The organism is Vibrio algicola (genome assembly GCF_009601765.2).
Classification (GTDB): Bacteria; Pseudomonadota; Gammaproteobacteria; order Enterobacterales; family Vibrionaceae; genus Vibrio; species Vibrio algicola.
On record NZ_CP045699.1, the window covers coordinates 505276 to 522469 of the forward strand.

At 42.4% G+C, this 17194-nt stretch carries 16 protein-coding genes and 9 tRNA genes; 4 read left to right on the forward strand and 21 right to left on the reverse strand.

All coding sequences use genetic code 11. From position 1 onward, the window contains the following. Positions 1 to 198 precede the first annotated feature (198 nt). Positions 199 to 1626, forward strand: coding sequence for an NAD-dependent succinate-semialdehyde dehydrogenase (locus tag GFB47_RS02220; RefSeq protein ID WP_153446226.1), 1428 nt, complete (start codon positions 199 to 201; stop codon positions 1624 to 1626). Between the two features lie 170 nt (positions 1627 to 1796). Here GFB47_RS02220 and GFB47_RS02225 read toward each other — a convergent pair whose 3' ends face one another. The 14 genes from GFB47_RS02225 to mutY form a co-directional block, all read right to left on the reverse strand. Beyond that, positions 1797 to 2402: a porin family protein gene (locus GFB47_RS02225; RefSeq protein ID WP_153446228.1), complete on the reverse strand. Its 606-nt coding sequence runs from the start codon at positions 2400 to 2402 to the stop codon at positions 1797 to 1799. A 234-nt stretch (positions 2403 to 2636) separates the two neighbouring features. Next, a tRNA-Asn gene (locus GFB47_RS02230) sits at positions 2637 to 2712 on the reverse strand. Positions 2713 to 2753: 41 nt separating this feature from the next. Beyond that, a tRNA-Thr gene (locus GFB47_RS02235) sits at positions 2754 to 2829 on the reverse strand. Between the two features lie 37 nt (positions 2830 to 2866). Further along, positions 2867 to 2942 (reverse strand) — tRNA-Asn (locus GFB47_RS02240). A gap of 57 nt (positions 2943 to 2999) precedes the next feature. Then, positions 3000 to 3075 (reverse strand) — tRNA-Thr (locus GFB47_RS02245). 61 nt (positions 3076 to 3136) lie between these two features. Continuing rightward, a tRNA-Phe gene (locus tag GFB47_RS02250) sits at positions 3137 to 3212 on the reverse strand. Between the two features lie 364 nt (positions 3213 to 3576). Further along, complete coding sequence (locus GFB47_RS02255) at positions 3577 to 5178, reverse strand: lytic polysaccharide monooxygenase (protein ID WP_153446229.1); 1602 nt, start codon at positions 5176 to 5178, stop codon at positions 3577 to 3579. Between the two features lie 356 nt (positions 5179 to 5534). Beyond that, positions 5535 to 5610: transfer RNA gene (locus GFB47_RS02260), tRNA-Asn, on the reverse strand. Positions 5611 to 5652: 42 nt separating this feature from the next. Beyond that, positions 5653 to 5728 (reverse strand) — tRNA-Phe (locus GFB47_RS02265). A 6-nt stretch (positions 5729 to 5734) separates the two neighbouring features. Next, a tRNA-Thr gene (locus GFB47_RS02270) sits at positions 5735 to 5810 on the reverse strand. 73 nt (positions 5811 to 5883) lie between these two features. Continuing rightward, a tRNA-Phe gene (locus tag GFB47_RS02275) sits at positions 5884 to 5959 on the reverse strand. A gap of 114 nt (positions 5960 to 6073) precedes the next feature. Next, on the reverse strand, positions 6074 to 7210 hold the full coding sequence (gene mltC, locus GFB47_RS02280) for a membrane-bound lytic murein transglycosylase MltC (RefSeq protein ID WP_178306434.1): 1137 nt from the start codon (positions 7208 to 7210) through the stop codon (positions 6074 to 6076). Between the two features lie 103 nt (positions 7211 to 7313). Further along, positions 7314 to 7586 carry an oxidative damage protection protein gene (locus GFB47_RS02285; RefSeq protein ID WP_153446231.1) on the reverse strand — a complete coding sequence of 91 codons (273 nt, stop codon included), beginning with the start codon at positions 7584 to 7586 and terminating at the stop codon, positions 7314 to 7316. Between the two features lie 60 nt (positions 7587 to 7646). Further along, on the reverse strand, positions 7647 to 8726 hold the full coding sequence (gene mutY / locus GFB47_RS02290; protein ID WP_153446233.1) for an A/G-specific adenine glycosylase: 1080 nt from the start codon (positions 8724 to 8726) through the stop codon (positions 7647 to 7649). A 225-nt stretch (positions 8727 to 8951) separates the two neighbouring features. Between mutY and trmB the strand changes: the two genes are divergently transcribed. Together trmB and glsB are read left to right on the forward strand one after the other, a co-directional pair. Beyond that, the gene (gene trmB, locus GFB47_RS02295; protein ID WP_153446234.1) at positions 8952 to 9671 is read left to right on the forward strand and encodes a tRNA (guanosine(46)-N7)-methyltransferase TrmB; all 720 of its coding nucleotides are present in this window, start codon (positions 8952 to 8954) and stop codon (positions 9669 to 9671) included. 92 nt (positions 9672 to 9763) lie between these two features. Beyond that, complete coding sequence (gene glsB, locus GFB47_RS02300; protein WP_153446236.1) at positions 9764 to 10687, forward strand: glutaminase B; 924 nt, start codon at positions 9764 to 9766, stop codon at positions 10685 to 10687. Between the two features lie 68 nt (positions 10688 to 10755). Here the strand turns inward: glsB and hemW are convergent, their stop codons facing one another. The 7 genes from hemW to GFB47_RS02335 form a co-directional block, all read right to left on the reverse strand. Continuing rightward, entirely contained in the window at positions 10756 to 11937 is a 1182-nt protein-coding gene (gene hemW, locus GFB47_RS02305) for a radical SAM family heme chaperone HemW (protein WP_153446237.1), read from the reverse strand. Between the two features lie 91 nt (positions 11938 to 12028). Then, entirely contained in the window at positions 12029 to 12637 is a 609-nt protein-coding gene (locus tag GFB47_RS02310) for an XTP/dITP diphosphatase (RefSeq protein WP_153446239.1), read from the reverse strand. Positions 12638 to 12858: 221 nt separating this feature from the next. Further along, positions 12859 to 13278, reverse strand: a complete 420-nt coding sequence (locus GFB47_RS02315; RefSeq protein WP_407701693.1) for a DUF4426 domain-containing protein — start codon at positions 13276 to 13278, stop codon at positions 12859 to 12861. Between the two features lie 53 nt (positions 13279 to 13331). Beyond that, entirely contained in the window at positions 13332 to 13634 is a 303-nt protein-coding gene (gene yggU / locus GFB47_RS02320) for a DUF167 family protein YggU (protein WP_407701685.1), read from the reverse strand. Then, complete coding sequence (locus tag GFB47_RS02325) at positions 13634 to 14188, reverse strand: YggT family protein (RefSeq protein ID WP_153446241.1); 555 nt, start codon at positions 14186 to 14188, stop codon at positions 13634 to 13636. The genes yggU and GFB47_RS02325 overlap by 1 nt, the downstream gene beginning before the upstream one ends. A gap of 208 nt (positions 14189 to 14396) precedes the next feature. Next, positions 14397 to 15215 (reverse strand): pyrroline-5-carboxylate reductase, encoded by an 819-nt coding sequence (gene proC / locus GFB47_RS02330; RefSeq protein WP_153446242.1) that lies wholly within the window; start codon positions 15213 to 15215, stop codon positions 14397 to 14399. Positions 15216 to 15373: 158 nt separating this feature from the next. Then, the gene (locus GFB47_RS02335; RefSeq protein ID WP_153446244.1) at positions 15374 to 16084 is read right to left on the reverse strand and encodes a YggS family pyridoxal phosphate-dependent enzyme; all 711 of its coding nucleotides are present in this window, start codon (positions 16082 to 16084) and stop codon (positions 15374 to 15376) included. A 26-nt stretch (positions 16085 to 16110) separates the two neighbouring features. Between GFB47_RS02335 and GFB47_RS02340 the strand changes: the two genes are divergently transcribed. Next, complete coding sequence (locus GFB47_RS02340; RefSeq protein ID WP_153446246.1) at positions 16111 to 17148, forward strand: type IV pilus twitching motility protein PilT; 1038 nt, start codon at positions 16111 to 16113, stop codon at positions 17146 to 17148. Positions 17149 to 17194: the final 46 nt, after the last annotated feature.

Here is a 17194-nt window from a genome sequence, read left to right on the forward strand (position 1 = left end):
GAAAAGCCGATGACGAAGCAGAAAAGACCAACAAACGCAGCCCGAAGGGTTCGGCTAAAAGCCTTTTACTCTTCGTTAAGTCTCATTTACTTAGAATAACTAGGCTTCAATCGACTTGTCTCGATTAAAAGGCTTTTATCTCGAACAAAATTTAATCACGAAAGATCAACAGCCCCTAGTCTTAGAATAAGGAATAGTATGAATCACATAAAAAATAAAACACTTCTGGCTGCAATGCTAACAGAAGGGAAAGGGCTATCAGTATTCAACCCATTTGATGATAGTTTGCTGGCTATCGTCAAAACGGTCAATCAAGCCCAAGTTGAAGATGAAGTTTTAGAGCTTGAAGTCGGCCAGGTTGAATGGCAAAAACGTTCCGCTCAAGATCGCTCAAATTTGCTTAAGCGTTGGCATCAGTTAATTCTTGAAAATATAGACGACTTAGCGCGCATTATTACGCTTGAAGGTGGCAAACCACTAAAAGAAGCATTAGGGGAAGTTCGATACGGCGCATCATTTATTGAATGGTTTGCTGAAGAAGGACGCCGTGCTTATGGTTCGACCATTCCTTCGCCCTCTAGTGACCGAACCTTGCTGACGGTTAAACAAGCGATTGGTGTCGCTGCGGCGATTACACCCTGGAATTTCCCATTAGCGATGATCACCCGTAAGGCTGCCCCTGCATTAGCCGCTGGTTGCAGCTTTATTTGTAAGCCGTCTGAATTAACACCATTAACGGCGATTGCGGTGACGGAATTGGCTTATCAAGCGGGCATTCCGAAAGACGTACTGCGCATGGTGATTGGCGATGCGCATGATATTGGCGAAGCGTTTACTTATCACTCTTCGGTTCGAAAATTTTCGTTTACGGGGTCGACGTTAGTTGGGCGTAAACTGCAAATGCAATGTGCTTCAACCATTAAACGAACCTCGATGGAGCTTGGCGGTAATGCGCCTTTTGTGGTGTTTGATGATGCCGATATTGATAGTGCGGTACAAGGTGCCATCGCGAGTAAATTTCGTAATGCTGGGCAAACCTGTGTCTGCTCCAATCGGTTCTATGTACAAGACAGCGTTTATGATGAATTTGTTGAAAAACTCGTCACTGCGGTTGATAAACTGACCGTGGGTAACGGTTTAGATGACAGTACGGATATAGGCCCACTTATTACCCTACAAGCCAAGCAAAGAGTGTCGGATCTGATCCGTGAAGCGAAAGGGCGAGGGGCCAAGCAAATTAATAAAGAAGTGCAGTTAGATGGACAATTTGTTGCGCCTACCGTTTTGGTCGATGTTGAACATGATCGTCCATTAGTGCAGGGGGAAATCTTTGGTCCTGTATTGCCGATAATTCGTTTTAGCGATGAAGATGAAATGATCAAGATGGCCAATGATACGATTTATGGTTTAGCCGCCTATTTTTATAGTCAAAATATGAACCGTATTTGGCGAGTGGCGCATAACCTTGAATATGGCATGGTTGGCGTTAATGAAGGGATCATTTCAACGGAAGTGGCTCCTTTTGGCGGTGTTAAGCAATCAGGCAAGGGTCGAGAAGGCGGTAAAGAAGGGCTAGAAGAGTATCTAGAAACCAAATATGTTTGTATTGGTGGTTTGACTAACTAGCCGAATTTTCGATAAGCACGCTTGGAAAAATAGCGACTTAAAAATAAAGTTCAGATCTAAAGGGGAGGCTCCAAATTGAGCGAGTCCCCTTTAGATTATACTTCCTTGTATAGGGTGAGGCTGGGGCTGGGGGAAACCTCAGTCTGAACTCATTATAGTTGTTTAGGTTATTAGAAATGGTAACTTACCGCAGCGTAAGCCATTCCAGCCCCCATGGTGTAGGAAGTCTTTTTTAACTTACCATTTTTAATATTTATATCGCTGTCTACACTGAAAGCATCAATTTGGTAGGCAATTCGGAAGCCAACGCCCGATAGGCTAGCTGGGGTGTAATCAAGCCCTAGACCGTAATGCAGAGCGGCAGTATTGTCTTTATCTAGTATTAAAGCATTACCTGTTTGATGTAGGTTGGTTGAACTTAAGCCAATCAATGCAAAGGGACGCAAGCCATTATCAAAGGTATAGCCTAAATTCGCCGCGAGTGAAATCGAGGTTGGCTTGGTTTTTATATCATTTTTGTCGTAAGTCGAGGTTGAGTAATCATTGTAGCCAAGTTCGACCCCAACAATACGGTTAAACATATAGCCGGTATAAACGTTATACGCCACACCACTTGATTTAGGATCACCGCTACCGAGGTCGTCAGCGTAATCACCTGCGCTAAAGATCCCTACCCCAATACCCGCCCCAATGTATGGGCCGGATGTGTCTGCTGCGAATGATGCGCCTGAAGCCGTTAACAAGCCTAATGTAATAACTGGTAATATTTTTTTCATGATAGCTCTCTCTTAAAGTTATTATTTAATAATACAGTGTTTTATATAAAGGTAAATCAAAGGCGGGCTGTTTTTTATGGAAAGTTATTTCTCATTGATGAGGTGAATGTGTAATTTGGATTCGAACAAAACTATTGAGCTAAGCGGATGTCGTCAGCTAGCGATAGATAAGAGAAATAGCGCAGATACAAAAAAGCCTCATCCAAAGATGAGGCTTATTGCTTCTTTCGAAATTGGCTCCCCTTGCAAGACTTGAACTTGCGACATACGGATTAACAGTCCGCCGTTCTACCAACTGAACTAAAGGGGAATTATTCTTTTTTATTCTCACTGCTTATTAAAACAGAAGAATGGTGCCGACTACCGGAATCGAACTGGTGACCTACTGATTACAAGTCAGTTGCTCTACCTACTGAGCTAAGTCGGCTTTATGAAACTTCAATATACATCAAAGTTTCAGAAAGTGGCTCCCCTTGCAAGACTTGAACTTGCGACATACGGATTAACAGTCCGCCGTTCTACCAACTGAACTAAAGGGGAATTATACTTTTTATTTTTCGTTTTATATGCGTTGTCGCAGTATAAACGAGAAAAGAATGGTGCCGACTACCGGAGTCGAACTGGTGACCTACTGATTACAAGTCAGTTGCTCTACCTACTGAGCTAAGTCGGCACAAATTTTCTTCTTTTCTTTTAACTGATGTCTACTTGTCGTGGACACCAACTATAAATAGTGGTGCCCGGAGGCGGAATCGAACCACCGACACGAGGATTTTCAATCCTCTGCTCTACCGACTGAGCTATCCGGGCGACGGGGGGTATTAAACGGTTTTTCGAGGTTGCCGTCAACAGTAAAATGCAAAAAAACATTCGTTTGCTGTTTTTATAATCGCCGCTGTGCGTTTATTGCCACCTTTGCTGATAAAAAGTGTATTTTTTTGCCTTTAGATTGAAAAAATCAACTTGTTATTAATGAGAGGAACTTCAGTAAAACCCAATAAATGGTCAGTTGGAATGAAAAGTGGCTTATTAATGATAAAAAAGAAAGGTTAAATTATCGATGAATAAGGCGATAAATGGATAAAAAAAGAGGTCTTAACACAGAATGTTAGACCCCTTAATGCACACTTTACGATACTTGAAATATCATTTATCGTATTTTAAAGCATTACTGTTACTGTTTTTTCCAAGGCCCACCTTGATCGGGTTGATTGCCTTTCGTCCACCACTGAGCTTTATAATTTGAACCGTTATAACTCACTACATCGTCAGAGGTGTAGACCAAGTTGGATTGCCACTGGGTATCATTCGCATTACGCTGTGCTTCCCACGCGGCAGAGGTATTGGGTGTTTCGCCTTTAATCCACCATTTTGCTGTATAAGTAATCCCTGCAAATAAAACCGTGTCGCCGGTGTTGTAGATAGTATCGGCGTTCCATGTTGTCTCACCGCTATTACCGCCGTCATCATTTTTTTCAGCACTAATCGCGATAGTCACGACCGCTGTAGTGGTTGATGCTGGGTCGCCCACGGAGACCGTAAGGCTATCACTGCTATCAACGTCCGTTACAGCCGCTTGGTAGTTAATGGTAACGCTGGTTGCGGTTTGAGATAGGATAGTGCCTTTATCGACGCTAAACATCAGTGGATCGTTATCAGCATCGCTCACCGAAACATCAAAGATGATACTTTTACCACTTTCAACACTCAATTGGGTTGGAGCGCTAATTACAGGCGCATTATTGCCGGTTTTGACTTCAAGACGTTGGGTGTGGTTGCTATGGGTTAAATAAACTAAATTGCTATATAAATCATTGATTTGATATTCAATTGTTGTGGTTGAATTGTTTTTTAAACCAATTTGGACTTGCTGAGCATATTTTTGATTGATCACGTTGGCTAGATCTTGTCCCCATACATGCTCATCATCATTGGTGACAGTGAATTTTTCGAATACGGTTTCATTGCCATTCTCATCAAATACGCGGAACCATACGCTATCGCCGACACTAGCATCTACGGTCGAAGCCAAATAATTCCCCGAGGTTATCCATTTATCTAATGGGTTATCATTGCCGCCATCGCCTTTGTCATTACCGCTAAATGAAATGTCACTACAGTTATAAAAACCTTCACCGGCGGGATCTTGACGCTGCCAGCGACTATACAAAACCGCATCGCCGCTGCGATCGCTTGGTAGGGTTACTTCCATTTGGTAATACTTTAAACCGTTTAAGGTGACGATAGGTAAGTTGCCAAAATCGGCTATTAGCTCTAGATCGGTCCATGCAAGCGGCATAGTGGCAGAGTCGTAACTTGGCTTGCTTAGGTAGATTTTCCAGAAACTTGGGTTGTGGGGTGTGTTAGCGCGATATTGCAGAGTGATCTTACCATTATTGGTTAAATCCACTTTTGTTTTTTGCCAATCTGGCGATGGGAGGTCAATACCATGTTTGGCTTTATCACCCGCCGAACAAAGATTGCCGTCGGTGATCGCCGTCTCAACCGCTGTTTGATTGTTGTAATTAGAGACTAAAGTGGCAAATTCCGGCTTTTGCACAAACGGTGTCCAGCTTGATTCAATAAATGCCGCACGGCAAGCTGTATTTGGAATGGTATGGCCATCGCTAGAATCCCAATAGCCACCATCTATATCACAGATCTGCTGTCTGGCAGGTGGATAGTCCATATAACCATGAGCTTGCACATTACTCGATAGTGCCGATAAACCAATAACACCCAATAGGGCGCTTATTGAAAGAGGGGTTGTTTTCATTTTTATCTCCATATAAAAAAGATATCCACTAGGTTCAACAATATTGCTTGAGTACATTGTTTTGCTAGATAGAAATAGTGCTAATTGACCGTAAAGTCATTGAGTCTGGAGTGGAATAATAAAAATGTGGAATACAGTTTGCTGACTTTTAAAGTGAGCTCGAACTAATTGTTCAAATGTTGCACAGTAACGTAGGGTTTTGAGGTGTTGATTGAAGTTAACCTATAACCAACAAAAAAATAACAATCGGTTTCTTGCTTAATTGAGGATTTTGTTTTTTATACTTTTCTGAGAGCTGGGGCGATAGAGACAAAAAAGCCTCATCCAAGGATGAGGCTTATTGCTTCTTTCGAAATTGGCTCCCCTTGCAAGACTTGAACTTGCGACATACGGATTAACAGTCCGCCGTTCTACCAACTGAACTAAAGGGGAATTACTCTTTTACAATGCTGATTTACACCAACATTCAATATATGGTGCCTCGAGGCGGAATCGAACCACCGACACGAGGATTTTCAATCCTCTGCTCTACCGACTGAGCTATCGAGGCAAAAGATGGTGCCGACTACCGGAGTCGAACTGGTGACCTACTGATTACAAGTCAGTTGCTCTACCTACTGAGCTAAGTCGGCACACTATATCTTTTACTGTGTTGCTATGTTACCGTTTTAATTTTAAAAATCAAACACCAACAATTTTAAATTGTGGTGCCCGGAGGCGGAATCGAACCACCGACACGAGGATTTTCAATCCTCTGCTCTACCGACTGAGCTATCCGGGCAACGGGCGCTATTAAACGAGTTTTAGCCCAAACCGTCAACTATTTTTTGTAAAAAACCTAAAAAAAGTGTTTGTTTGCTGCGCATTTGAGCGTTTGGTCGGTTTTTTGAACGCTTTACTTCATTGCATGGAATTCTTTTTTATAGCGTGTCACTTTTTCTAAGTAATGTCTCGACTCTGCATTCGGGTGTTTTTTCGTCAATGCCCAGTAAACTTGACTCGGTTGATTATGGTTAATGCTATTAATGGCACTGGTTTTCCCGCCACCAAAAGTATTAAACACACCACCTGCGCCACCGTTATAAGCTGAAATCATACTGTACTGTAATGAAGTCGGGTTACTAATCCCTTTCAAGTAACGCTTTTCAAGAAGGTAGAAGTAAGCGGTACCGGTATCAATATTATTGGCTGGATTGTATAAATATTCTGGACTTGGCATACCAGATTTGCCTTTTACAATATTGAAAACATCGTGTCCGGCGGTTCTTGGAATAATCTGCATCAAACCATAAGCCTTAGCCCAACTCACTGCATACGGATTAAAGTTACTTTCGGTTTTGATGATGGCGTAAATTAAATCTTCAGGAATATCGTATTTTTTCGACGCCTTACGCACGATGTCAGCATATTGATAACTGCGTAACTTGGAGTGATTTTTTACCATTGGAATGGTGACGTAATAAGAGGTTTTAAAATCAACTTGGCGTTTTTGTAATTTATGGGCAATCAAATAGTCGGCAAACTGACTGGCTCGCCATGACCATTCTATTGATTTTCCGTTTTGATCTACTACTTGACCGGCAAGAAAAGGTTTGCCCCCTAATGCGATCTCTTTAGATGAGAATAGATCGACATTACCTGGCTTGTCTGGGGTTAGCAGTGTGGTCACAATCGCGTGGCGTAAGTGTTGCTTGGGATCGGTTGATGCAATGGTCTCGATGGTGACGGTGCCGTTATCGAAATCAATATTTGAGCGGTTTAAGTAATCATCGGTATATTTGACGTAATTTTTAGCCCCAGCCATTTTAATATCATCATTACCCCAGCGTTTGGCGATATCGCCTGAGAACTGGGTCATTAAATTATCTAATGCATCGGTATCTTTTTGATACTGACCGGGTAATGGAGCAAGGTTTTTAGCAAAGCGATTTGAGGGGGTGTAATCCACATCGTACATCCCTTCAACAAACTCACGGCTACAACCAGATAAAATCAGGCAGACTAAGATGAATAACGACGTTTTAATATTCATTGTATTTTTAATTTTATGATTTTAAATGGATGCGGGCGGTATAAGCGAAAATGAGGCGATAACTTTTGCCTCATCATTATTTGCCTTACTTAATATTTATCAGCTATTCGCTTGGTGGCGTGTAACCTTCAATGATGATGTCTTTACCTTCAAACAAGAAATTCACCATTTCAGTTTCAAGTAATTTACGATGTTCAGGATCCATCATGTTCAATTTCTTTTCATTGATCAGCATGGTTTGCTTATGTTGCCATTGTCCCCACGCTTCTTTACTGATGTTATCAAAAATACGTTTACCTAAATCACCAGGATACAATTGAAAATCTAGACCATCAGCGTCTTTTTTTAAGAAACTACAAAATACAGTGCGGCTCATAATGAGTCCTCTTGAATAGAATAAAGGGGGCGCTCGCTTAATGACATAACCATCTTAAATTCAAAAGATAGCGGTGTTACATTCAAAAGAAAGTAGATGCAGCAGTTGCTTGACTGGTGCCGCTAAACCGATCTCTTGCACGGGAGCATTATTTTGTTGTGGTAAGTTATACCAAAGACCTTGCTTATCTTCCATCACCAAACTCGGTTCACGGGTTAAATTAATCAAGATAGGAGTAATATCGAGGTGATAATGACTAAAAGTATGACGAAATGCGGTAAGTACTTGCTTACTGTTAATCATAGGTTCTGTAATAGAACGCAAGTCTAATTGATGTTCAACCTCGGCAGTGTCATGTTGAGGGAAACAAAATAATCCGCCCCAAATACCAGATTGTGGCCTTTGTTCCAGCCATACCTTTCCTTGGTAATGCAACATTACAAACCAAGTTTCTTTGATTGGTTTGACTTTTTTAGGTTTTTTACCCGGAAAGTCAGTTTGGCGTAATTGAGCTTTGGCTTGACACATATTAGCCACAGGGCATAAGTCACACTTAGGCTTAGAGCGAGTACACACTATCGCGCCCATATCCATCATGGCTTGATTGTATTTGTCGACATCTAATGCTGGCGTGTGTTGCTCCGCTATTTGCCATAATTGATTCTCAACTATTTTTTGCCCTGGCCAACCTTCAATCGCAAAACAACGCGCTAAGGTGCGTTTTACATTACCGTCTAAAATTGCGTGGGGCTGCTTATAAACGGAAGATAAGATAGCTGCCGCAGTCGAACGACCAATACCGGGTAGGGCATTCATTTGCTCAATATCGAGTGGGAATTCGCCTTGATATTGCTGTTGTACCATCTTTGCCGCTTTATGTAAGTTGCGCGCGCGAGCGTAATAACCCAGACCAGTCCAAAGGTGCAATACTTCATCTTGATGGGCGTTGGCTAAATCGTTTACTGTTGGGAAGCGCTCGAGAAAGCGATGAAAGTAGGGAATAACCGTAGTCACTTGAGTTTGTTGCAACATGATTTCCGATAACCAGACCTTATAAGCGGTTTTGTGTTGTTGCCAAGGTAGGGTTTTACGGCCATAGTTTTCATACCACTGCAAAATGGCTTGGGAGAATTGGGTCACAACATGCTCTATATGGTTTTATTCTTGAGCGCCGATTGCATCATACCTAGGTTATTAAGTAAACCGGATGTAAATAAAATCACCAATATTGTGGATAAAAGCTTGCACCTTGGGCGTATCTTGGGATAATTCGCCACTTATATTCTTGATACTTGCCGCGGCAACGCCAATTATCTTGAATCATCTTTTATTCTCTTTTTTAAACTTAAACCTTCAGGCGAAATCATGACAGAAGTAACCAAACCCCAATTAACCGAAGATGGCAAAATTGTAAGACGAATTCGCAGTTTTGTTCGCCGTGAAGGGCGCTTAACCAAAGGTCAAGAAAACGCGATTAATGATTGCTGGCCAACTATGGGCATCGACTTTATCGAGCAACGTCTTGATTGGAATGAAGTGTTTGGCAACAATAACCCTGTTGTGCTTGAAATCGGTTTTGGTATGGGCGCATCATTGGTTGAAATGGCAAAAAATGCCCCTGAGAAAAACTTCTTAGGTATTGAAGTGCACAGCCCTGGTGTTGGCGCTTGTTTAGCTTCTGCGCAAGAAGCCGGCGTCACCAATTTACGCGTGATGTGCCATGATGCAGTCGAAGTGTTTGAACACATGATCCCTGATAATAGCGTGCTAACCTTGCAGCTATTCTTCCCAGATCCTTGGCATAAAGCGCGTCATCATAAACGTCGCATCGTTCAATTAAGCTTTGCTGAGATGATCCGCAATAAGCTAGTGTTGAATGAAGGCATTTTCCATATGGCGACAGATTGGGAAAATTACGCCGAACACATGGTTGAAGTGATGAACGCGGCGCCAGGTTTTGAAAATATCGCGAGCGATGGTGATTTTATTGCTCGTCCAGATGAGCGACCACTGACTAAGTTTGAAGCTCGCGGCCATCGTTTAGGTCACGGCGTGTGGGATATTAAATACCGTCACACGGCTTAATGGCTTATTGATATCAGTTAGTTGAAGTCATATAGAATAAAACCAAAAGCCAGCCTCTAATGCTGGCTTTTTTGCCCTTAAAGGAGAGTTCCATGCCTCAAGCCACCCCTGAATTATTATCAAATATTCTCTATCAAGTTCGTCCTCTTATTGGCAAGGGAAAGGTCGCCAATTACATCCCTGCGTTGGCTTGTATTCCCAATGATAAGCTTGGTATTGCTATCTATACCAACGATGGAGAAGTGATCAAAGCTGGTGATGCCGATGAAGCTTTCTCGATTCAATCGATTTCTAAAGCGCTGAGCTTGACGCTTGCCATGCAGTTATATCAGCCAGAAGAGATCTGGTCACGAGTAGGAAAAGAGCCATCGGGGCAGGCGTTTAATTCGATGATCCAGCTTGAAGTTGAGCAAGGTATTCCGCGCAATCCGTTTATTAATGCTGGCGCGATTGTGGTGGCGGATATGCTGCAAACCCGTCTTGCCGCGCCGCGTCAGCGCTTATTGGATTTTACCCGTAAGCTGTGCGGTGATACTGATATTGTGTACGACAAAGTCGTGGCGTTCTCTGAAATGCAGCACAGTGATCGTAATGCGGCAATCGCCTATTTAATGCGTTCATTTGGTAATTTTGATAATGAAGTGATCCCTGTACTCAATAATTATTTTCATGCCTGTGCGTTAAAAATGAGTTGTGTCGATTTAGCCAAAACTTTTAGTTATCTAGCCAATAAAGGTCAATCGGTACAAACCGGTAAACAAATTATTCAACCCAATCAAACCAAACGCTTAAATGCACTATTAGCCACTTGTGGTTTATACGATGGCGCAGGTGAATTTGCTTTTCGGGTTGGCATGCCGGGTAAATCGGGTGTAGGCGGTGGGATCGTTGCGGTGATCCCTGGCGAAATGAGTATCGCAGTTTGGTCACCAGAGTTGGATAAATCCGGTAATTCACTGGCAGGAACCGCGGCTTTAGAAATGTTATCAAACCAATTAGGTCGTTCAATTTTTTAGATAGCGATTCTCTTTAATTTAAATAGCGCTGGATCTCTTTATCTTAAACCAAGAGATTCAGTGCTTTTTTATTCTTCATCTTCTACAAACAGCGCAACTAAGTCATTAAAGAAAAGCTTTCCTTTTTGAGTCACTTGCCAGTCCGTGTCGGTTTGAGTTAGATAACCTTGCTCAATGGCTGTGGATATGTCGCTTTCAATCTCCGCCAGTGCCATTCCGGTGCGTGCAATAAATTCGGCTTTCGGGCAACTTTCAATTAAGCGAAAACGATTCATAAAATATTCGAACGGGCGATCAACGGGCTCGACCAAAATTTCAGTGTCTCGGTAAGGTTTCACTAAGTTTTGATAAGCCGCTAAATAGCCTTTTGGGTGTTTAATTTTGGTGGTGCGAATAATGCGTCCATCGGCAAAACTGAGTTTACCGTGCGAGCCACAACCAATACCAAGGTAGTCACCAAAGTGCCAATAATTTAAGTTATGACGGCATTGATAGCCAGGCTTGCTGTAGCCTGATATTTCATATTGAACATAACCGGCATTAGTTAAGCGCTGGTGGCCTTGTTCAAAAATATCCCATAAATCATCATCATCGGGCAATGTTGGTGGCTTTGAATAAAACAAGGTGTTCGGTTCAATCGTTAATTGGTACCAAGACAAATGATACGGATTGAGCTCAATCGCTTTGTCGAGATCATCTAAAGCTTGTTGCTGGCTTTGATTAGGAAGGCCATGCATTAAATCGAGGTTAAAACTGTTTAAGCCAATTTTATGCGCGAGATGCGCGGCATTGATCGCTTCTTGCTTACCATGAATTCGACCTAAAGCTTGCAGTTTTTCATCTTCGAAACTTTGCACCCCAATTGATATCCGATTCACCCCTTGTAACTGAAATTGAGCAAAACGCTCAGCTTCAATCGTGCCGGGGTTGGCTTCCATAGTGATCTCTATATTATCTTCAAAACCGATCTGTGCTTCGATCCCTTGTAATAATCGGCCGATGCCTGGTGGCGAGATCAGACTTGGCGTGCCGCCTCCAATAAATATTGAATGCAACCGTCGCGGCGCAGTCGATGCTTGCGCTAATTGATAATGCTCAATATCGAGCTGTAAATCTTCTAATAAGGCGTCGATGTACTGACTTTCTGGGATCTCACCTTTTTGGGCGTGAGAGTTAAAGTCGCAATATGGGCATTTTTGTACACACCAAGGAATGTGGACATATAAGCTCAATGGAGGAGGTGTTAGCACGTTGTCGCCTTAATTTGGGGTTATTGACGTTGTCGTTTGTTTCTCTCGACAACGTCAATGACTTTAGGATGTGTTGATTTGATAGAAGATATTATGAGTTAAAAAACGGCTGATCGGCCATTTGAGTAAAGAGTGATTTTAACGCTTTTCCGCGATGGGATAATTGTTTTTTACGCATAGGTTCAAGTTCGGCAGAGGAGCATTGATCCTCTGGCACCCAAAAGATTGGATCGTAGCCAAAGCCGTGTTCGCCCATCGCTTCAGTTAAGATTTTTCCTTCCCATACCCCATGACAAACCAACGGGGTTGGATCATCGGCATGTTTCATTACCACTAAGACACAATGAAAACGCGCACTGCGTTGCTGGGCGGGGACATCTTTCATCGCGGCTAATAGTTTTTCAAGGTTTTGCTGATCGCTGGCATCGGCTCCGGCATAACGGGCTGAATAAATACCTGGCGCCCCTTGTAGGTAATCAACTTCTAAGCCTGAGTCATCGGCAATCGCAGGTAAACCTGTTTCTTTGGCGGCATGACGCGCTTTGATAATGGCGTTTTCAATAAAAGTGGTGCCTGTCTCTTCCGCTTCGATAAGATTGAATTCGCTTTGAGCGTGTACATCAAATCCAAAGTCGGCTAATAAACTGGCCATTTCTTTCACTTTGCCTTGGTTGCCAGTGGCGAGTACGAGTTTTTTCATGAGAGATCCTGCATCGTATTATTAAATTTGATGGAATAAATGTGGTGATTAAACGGGGTTAAGTATTTAACCGTTAATACCTAATTGTTAATATCTATGCCATCTGAGTCTGTTTTATCGACCATAGTGATGGCCAAATATGATTATACCCGTCTTACTTGAAGCTGCAGCTTTGTTAGCTGCGCTAACTCACTGCAACTTCAATTACTTTGGGTATAGAATTACTCTTCCACATAAAATTTTTGCGTGAAGCTAATCGGGCCGCTGCCGGTAGCACCCGCATCAATATTGATATTAAAGGTTAAGTTTTCTTGATCGGAAATGGCAAACTGCGCCAAGTAATAAATCGCCTTACCTTCTTTGATTTGTTTAAATTCAAGTGTCTTGGTTTGCCCAAGTAGGTTTTTAGCGCTGCCAGAAATTTTAGCATCGACGGCAGGTTTGCCCAGTTTAGATTTATCTAACACACTGATATTTAAAATTGCGGAGTGACCATTACGCTTGAGTTGATATTGAGTTGCCACATCGGCAGTGATCAAGCTCGAATTAAACGCAGAATAATGAATTTCGCTATTCTTGATGGTTTTAAATTGTTCGGCATGACTTGGAAGTGAAAACAAAGCGCATAAGGTTAATAGCATCCATTGGTGTAATAACATCCATTTTTTCATTGTGCTTTCCTTTGATTTCAAATTTAAGACTCTTCTTGCTTGAGTAACTCGGCAATGGTGTCGGGTATAAGCTTTGGTGAGCATACTCGAACTTGTTTATGTCGACCGAGTTCACCTTTTTCGATACAAATCGAACCTTTTGATACTTTAAATTGCTTGGCTAAATACTTCGATAAGTGTGCGTTTGCTTTGCCATCAACCGGCGGCGCGGTGATGGCAATTTTTAATTCTTCCCCATGCAAGCCGACGATTTGATCGCGGCTGGCTTTGGGTTGAACGTAAATACGCACAATAAGGTCATCTTGTACGTAATAAACGGCATTCACTATAGTTGATACCAAATAGCGCCAATAAGGTCGCCCATCAAGTAGTTAGCAAATTGCAGAACTAAGAACAATACCAGTAAGCTCAGATCAAAACCGCCCATAGGAGGAAGAATGCGGCGGATTGGTGCCAATAGTGGTTCGGTTAATTGCATCATCACATATTCAACTGGGCTGCGACCTTGGCTGACCCAGCTTAAAATTGCGCGCAATAATAAGATCCAGAATAATAATCCACCCACGGCTTTGACTAATGCGATAGCGCCGAAGATAAGGAAGCCAACATCAAACATAAATTGACCACTGCCAATCATGGTTAAAATTACAAATTTGAGGACGCTTAAAACATAGGCAAAGATCACCGTCGCTAAGTCTACATTACCAATCGATGGAATAATGCGGCGCAGTGGGGCGATGATAGGTTGAGTCGCCTTGACGATTGATTGTGAGAACGGGTTATAAAAATCGGCGCGAGCCAGTTGTAGCCACACACGTAAGATCACCACCATGATATAAATATCAAAAGCCGTTGAGACTAAAAAGTTAACTGAGTTCATTTATGTAAAACCTTGGTTGAGATTAAAATTAACAGCGAGATCACGGATAACTCCTTCGTCGTTTCCGAGATGACGCACTCTCTTTTTTCCTAGCTGATTTTGTTGTTGCTAAACCAGGATGAATATTTGAGCATTGTAAACAGAACGCCATCATCCGATACGCGAGTAGATAGGGGATCTCGCTTTTATCTGTTTTTCAATAACGATCTTAAATTTGTTTTTCCATTTCTTCAGCGCGACGGACTGCCGCTTGCATCGCTTTGGCCACAATGGTCGAAAGGTGACAGTCATTAAAGGTGCGCAGCGCTTCGGCCGTGGTGCCGCCTTTAGAGGTCACTTGTTCGCGCAGGGTCGATAGTTCTAACTCAGGATTTGCCACCACCATTTCAGCGGCGCCCAATGCAGCTTGCTGTACTAAAAGGCGCGCGGTATCTTGATCAAAACCTTGGGCAATCGCTTCTTGCTGCATCGCTTCCATAAACAAGAAGAAGTATGCCGGAGCGCTACCCGCAGCAGCAATAATATTATTAATACCAGACTCTTGTTCTACCCAACAAATCTCACCCACCTTCGACATTAAATCGCCAGAAAATTGCTTATCGGCACTGGATACTTGCGGAGTAGCATAAAGACCACTCATACCTTTACCAACTAATGATGGTGTATTGGGCATCACTCGTACTAAATTAACGCTTTGACCAAGCATTTGATTTAATCGTTGCGCTGAAATGCCAGCAGCAATCGAGATTATCAGCTTGTTGCTTAAATTTATGCCGCTAAACGCAGCGCAAACATCGGCCATCATTTGTGGTTTTACCGCTAAAATAATCACATCTGCGGTTTCAACCGCGCTAATATTATCTGTCGTAGTATGAATACCATAACAATCGCTGAGATCGTTTAATTTAGCCTCATCACGGCCAGTAGCGGTAATGTTTTTGGCTTTGTAACCACTCGATAGCATACCGGCGAAAATAGAACGAGCCATGTTGCCCGAGCCAATAAAGCTAATTTTGCGTTGCTCCATGTAAAATCATCCTTTTTGCTGATAATGCTGTTCGGTTTATAACGGTAATTATGCCTGATAAATGCCATTTTTAGCGACTAATATTGTTACATTAAGCGAACCAATTATTTAAAGGCTAACCCATTATGTAGACGTTAGTTCATAATTTAGAAGCAGACTCATTCTTTAGCCGTCGGGTAATGACGCTCACCAAAAATAGCGGTACCAATTCTGACCATAGTGCTGCCAGCTTCAATCGCCGCTTGCATATCACCGCTCATGCCCATTGATAAAGTATCGACTTGAGGGTAATGCTGCTGCAGTTGTAATTGCAGGTTTTTCAAATGCTCAAAAGCGGCCAATTGAGAAGCATAATCCGATACATTTTCAGGAATCGACATCAATCCTCTTAATGTGAGGTTAGGCAGGTCATTTATCAACTGTGCTAGTGCAAAAGTTTGGGCATGGTCAATCCCTGATTTAGAGGCTTCACCACTGGTGTTGACTTGAATTAAGACTTGCAAAGGTGCGAGGTTGATTCGCTGATCGTTGAGACGCTGCGCTATTTTTTCACGGTCAATTGAGTGAACCCAATCAAAGTTTTCTGCGATGAGTCGAGTTTTATTGGATTGAATTGGTCCAATAAAGTGCCATTCAAGCTCAGTCTGGTTATAGTGCTCATTGAAGTGGTGAATTTTATCCACTCCCTCTTGAACATAGTTTTCGCCAAACTGACGCTGCCCTGATGCAATTGCCTGTTCCAATGCTTCAATTGGTTTGGTTTTGCTGACCGCAAGCAATTGCACCGAATGTGGTTGGCGTGAGAATTTTTCTTCTGCGGTGCGTATTAGCCCTTTAATGTGTTCTATATTGTTTTGAATAGTAGACATAATTTTGGTTTCGGTAAGGAATAGTAATGAATATCGCTGAGTTATTGGATTTTAGTGTAAAGCATAATGCATCAGATCTACATCTTTCTGCTGGCGTTCCGCCGATGTTGCGCATTGATGGTGATATGAGAAAGCTCGAAATGGATGCTTTTTCACATTCAGAAGTGCACACTTTAGTGTTTGATATTATGAATGATGCTCAGCGCAGTGAATATGAAGAAAAGCTCGAAATTGATTTTTCTTTTGAATTGCCGAACGTAGGACGTTTTCGTGTTAATGCTTTTAACCAAGCGCGCGGTTGTGCGGCGGTGTTTCGTACTATTCCGATGAAAATTCCAACCTTAGAAGATATTGGCGCACCAGAGATCTTCCATCAAATGGTGAACTATGAAAAGGGACTAGTATTAGTTACAGGCCCTACCGGTTCGGGTAAATCGACGACACTGGCGGCGATGGTCGATCATATTAACCGTAATCAGAAAAAACATATTCTCACCATTGAAGATCCAATTGAATTTACTCACTCCAATCATAAATGCTTAATTAACCAACGTGAAGTGCATCGCGATACTCATGGCTTTAATGAAGCATTACGCTCGGCATTACGTGAAGATCCCGATGTTATTTTGGTGGGTGAGTTGCGTGATAAAGAAACCATTAGTTTAGCGTTAACCGCAGCGGAAACTGGCCACTTAGTGTTTGGTACTTTGCACACCAGCTCTGCCGCTAAAACCATTGACCGTATTATTGATGTGTTTCCCGGCGCAGACAAAAATATGGTGCGCTCTATGTTGTCTGAATCAATGCGAGCTGTTGTGGCGCAAAAACTGCTTAAGCGTACCGGCGGTGGCCGAGTAGCTTGTCATGAAATTATGATCGCGACGCCAGCGATTCGAAATCTTATTCGTGAAGATAAAGTGGCGCAAATGATGTCGATGATCCAAACCGGATCGGCGACTGGGATGCAAACTATGGAGCAAGCGGCGCGACAATTGATGGCGCAAGGCGATGTTGACCCTGATGAAGTAAGACAAAAAATTGAAGGTATGGATTCACCGTATTAAGTTGGCTGAGATTTTATAAGACATAGGCAACAGCAATAACTTTACA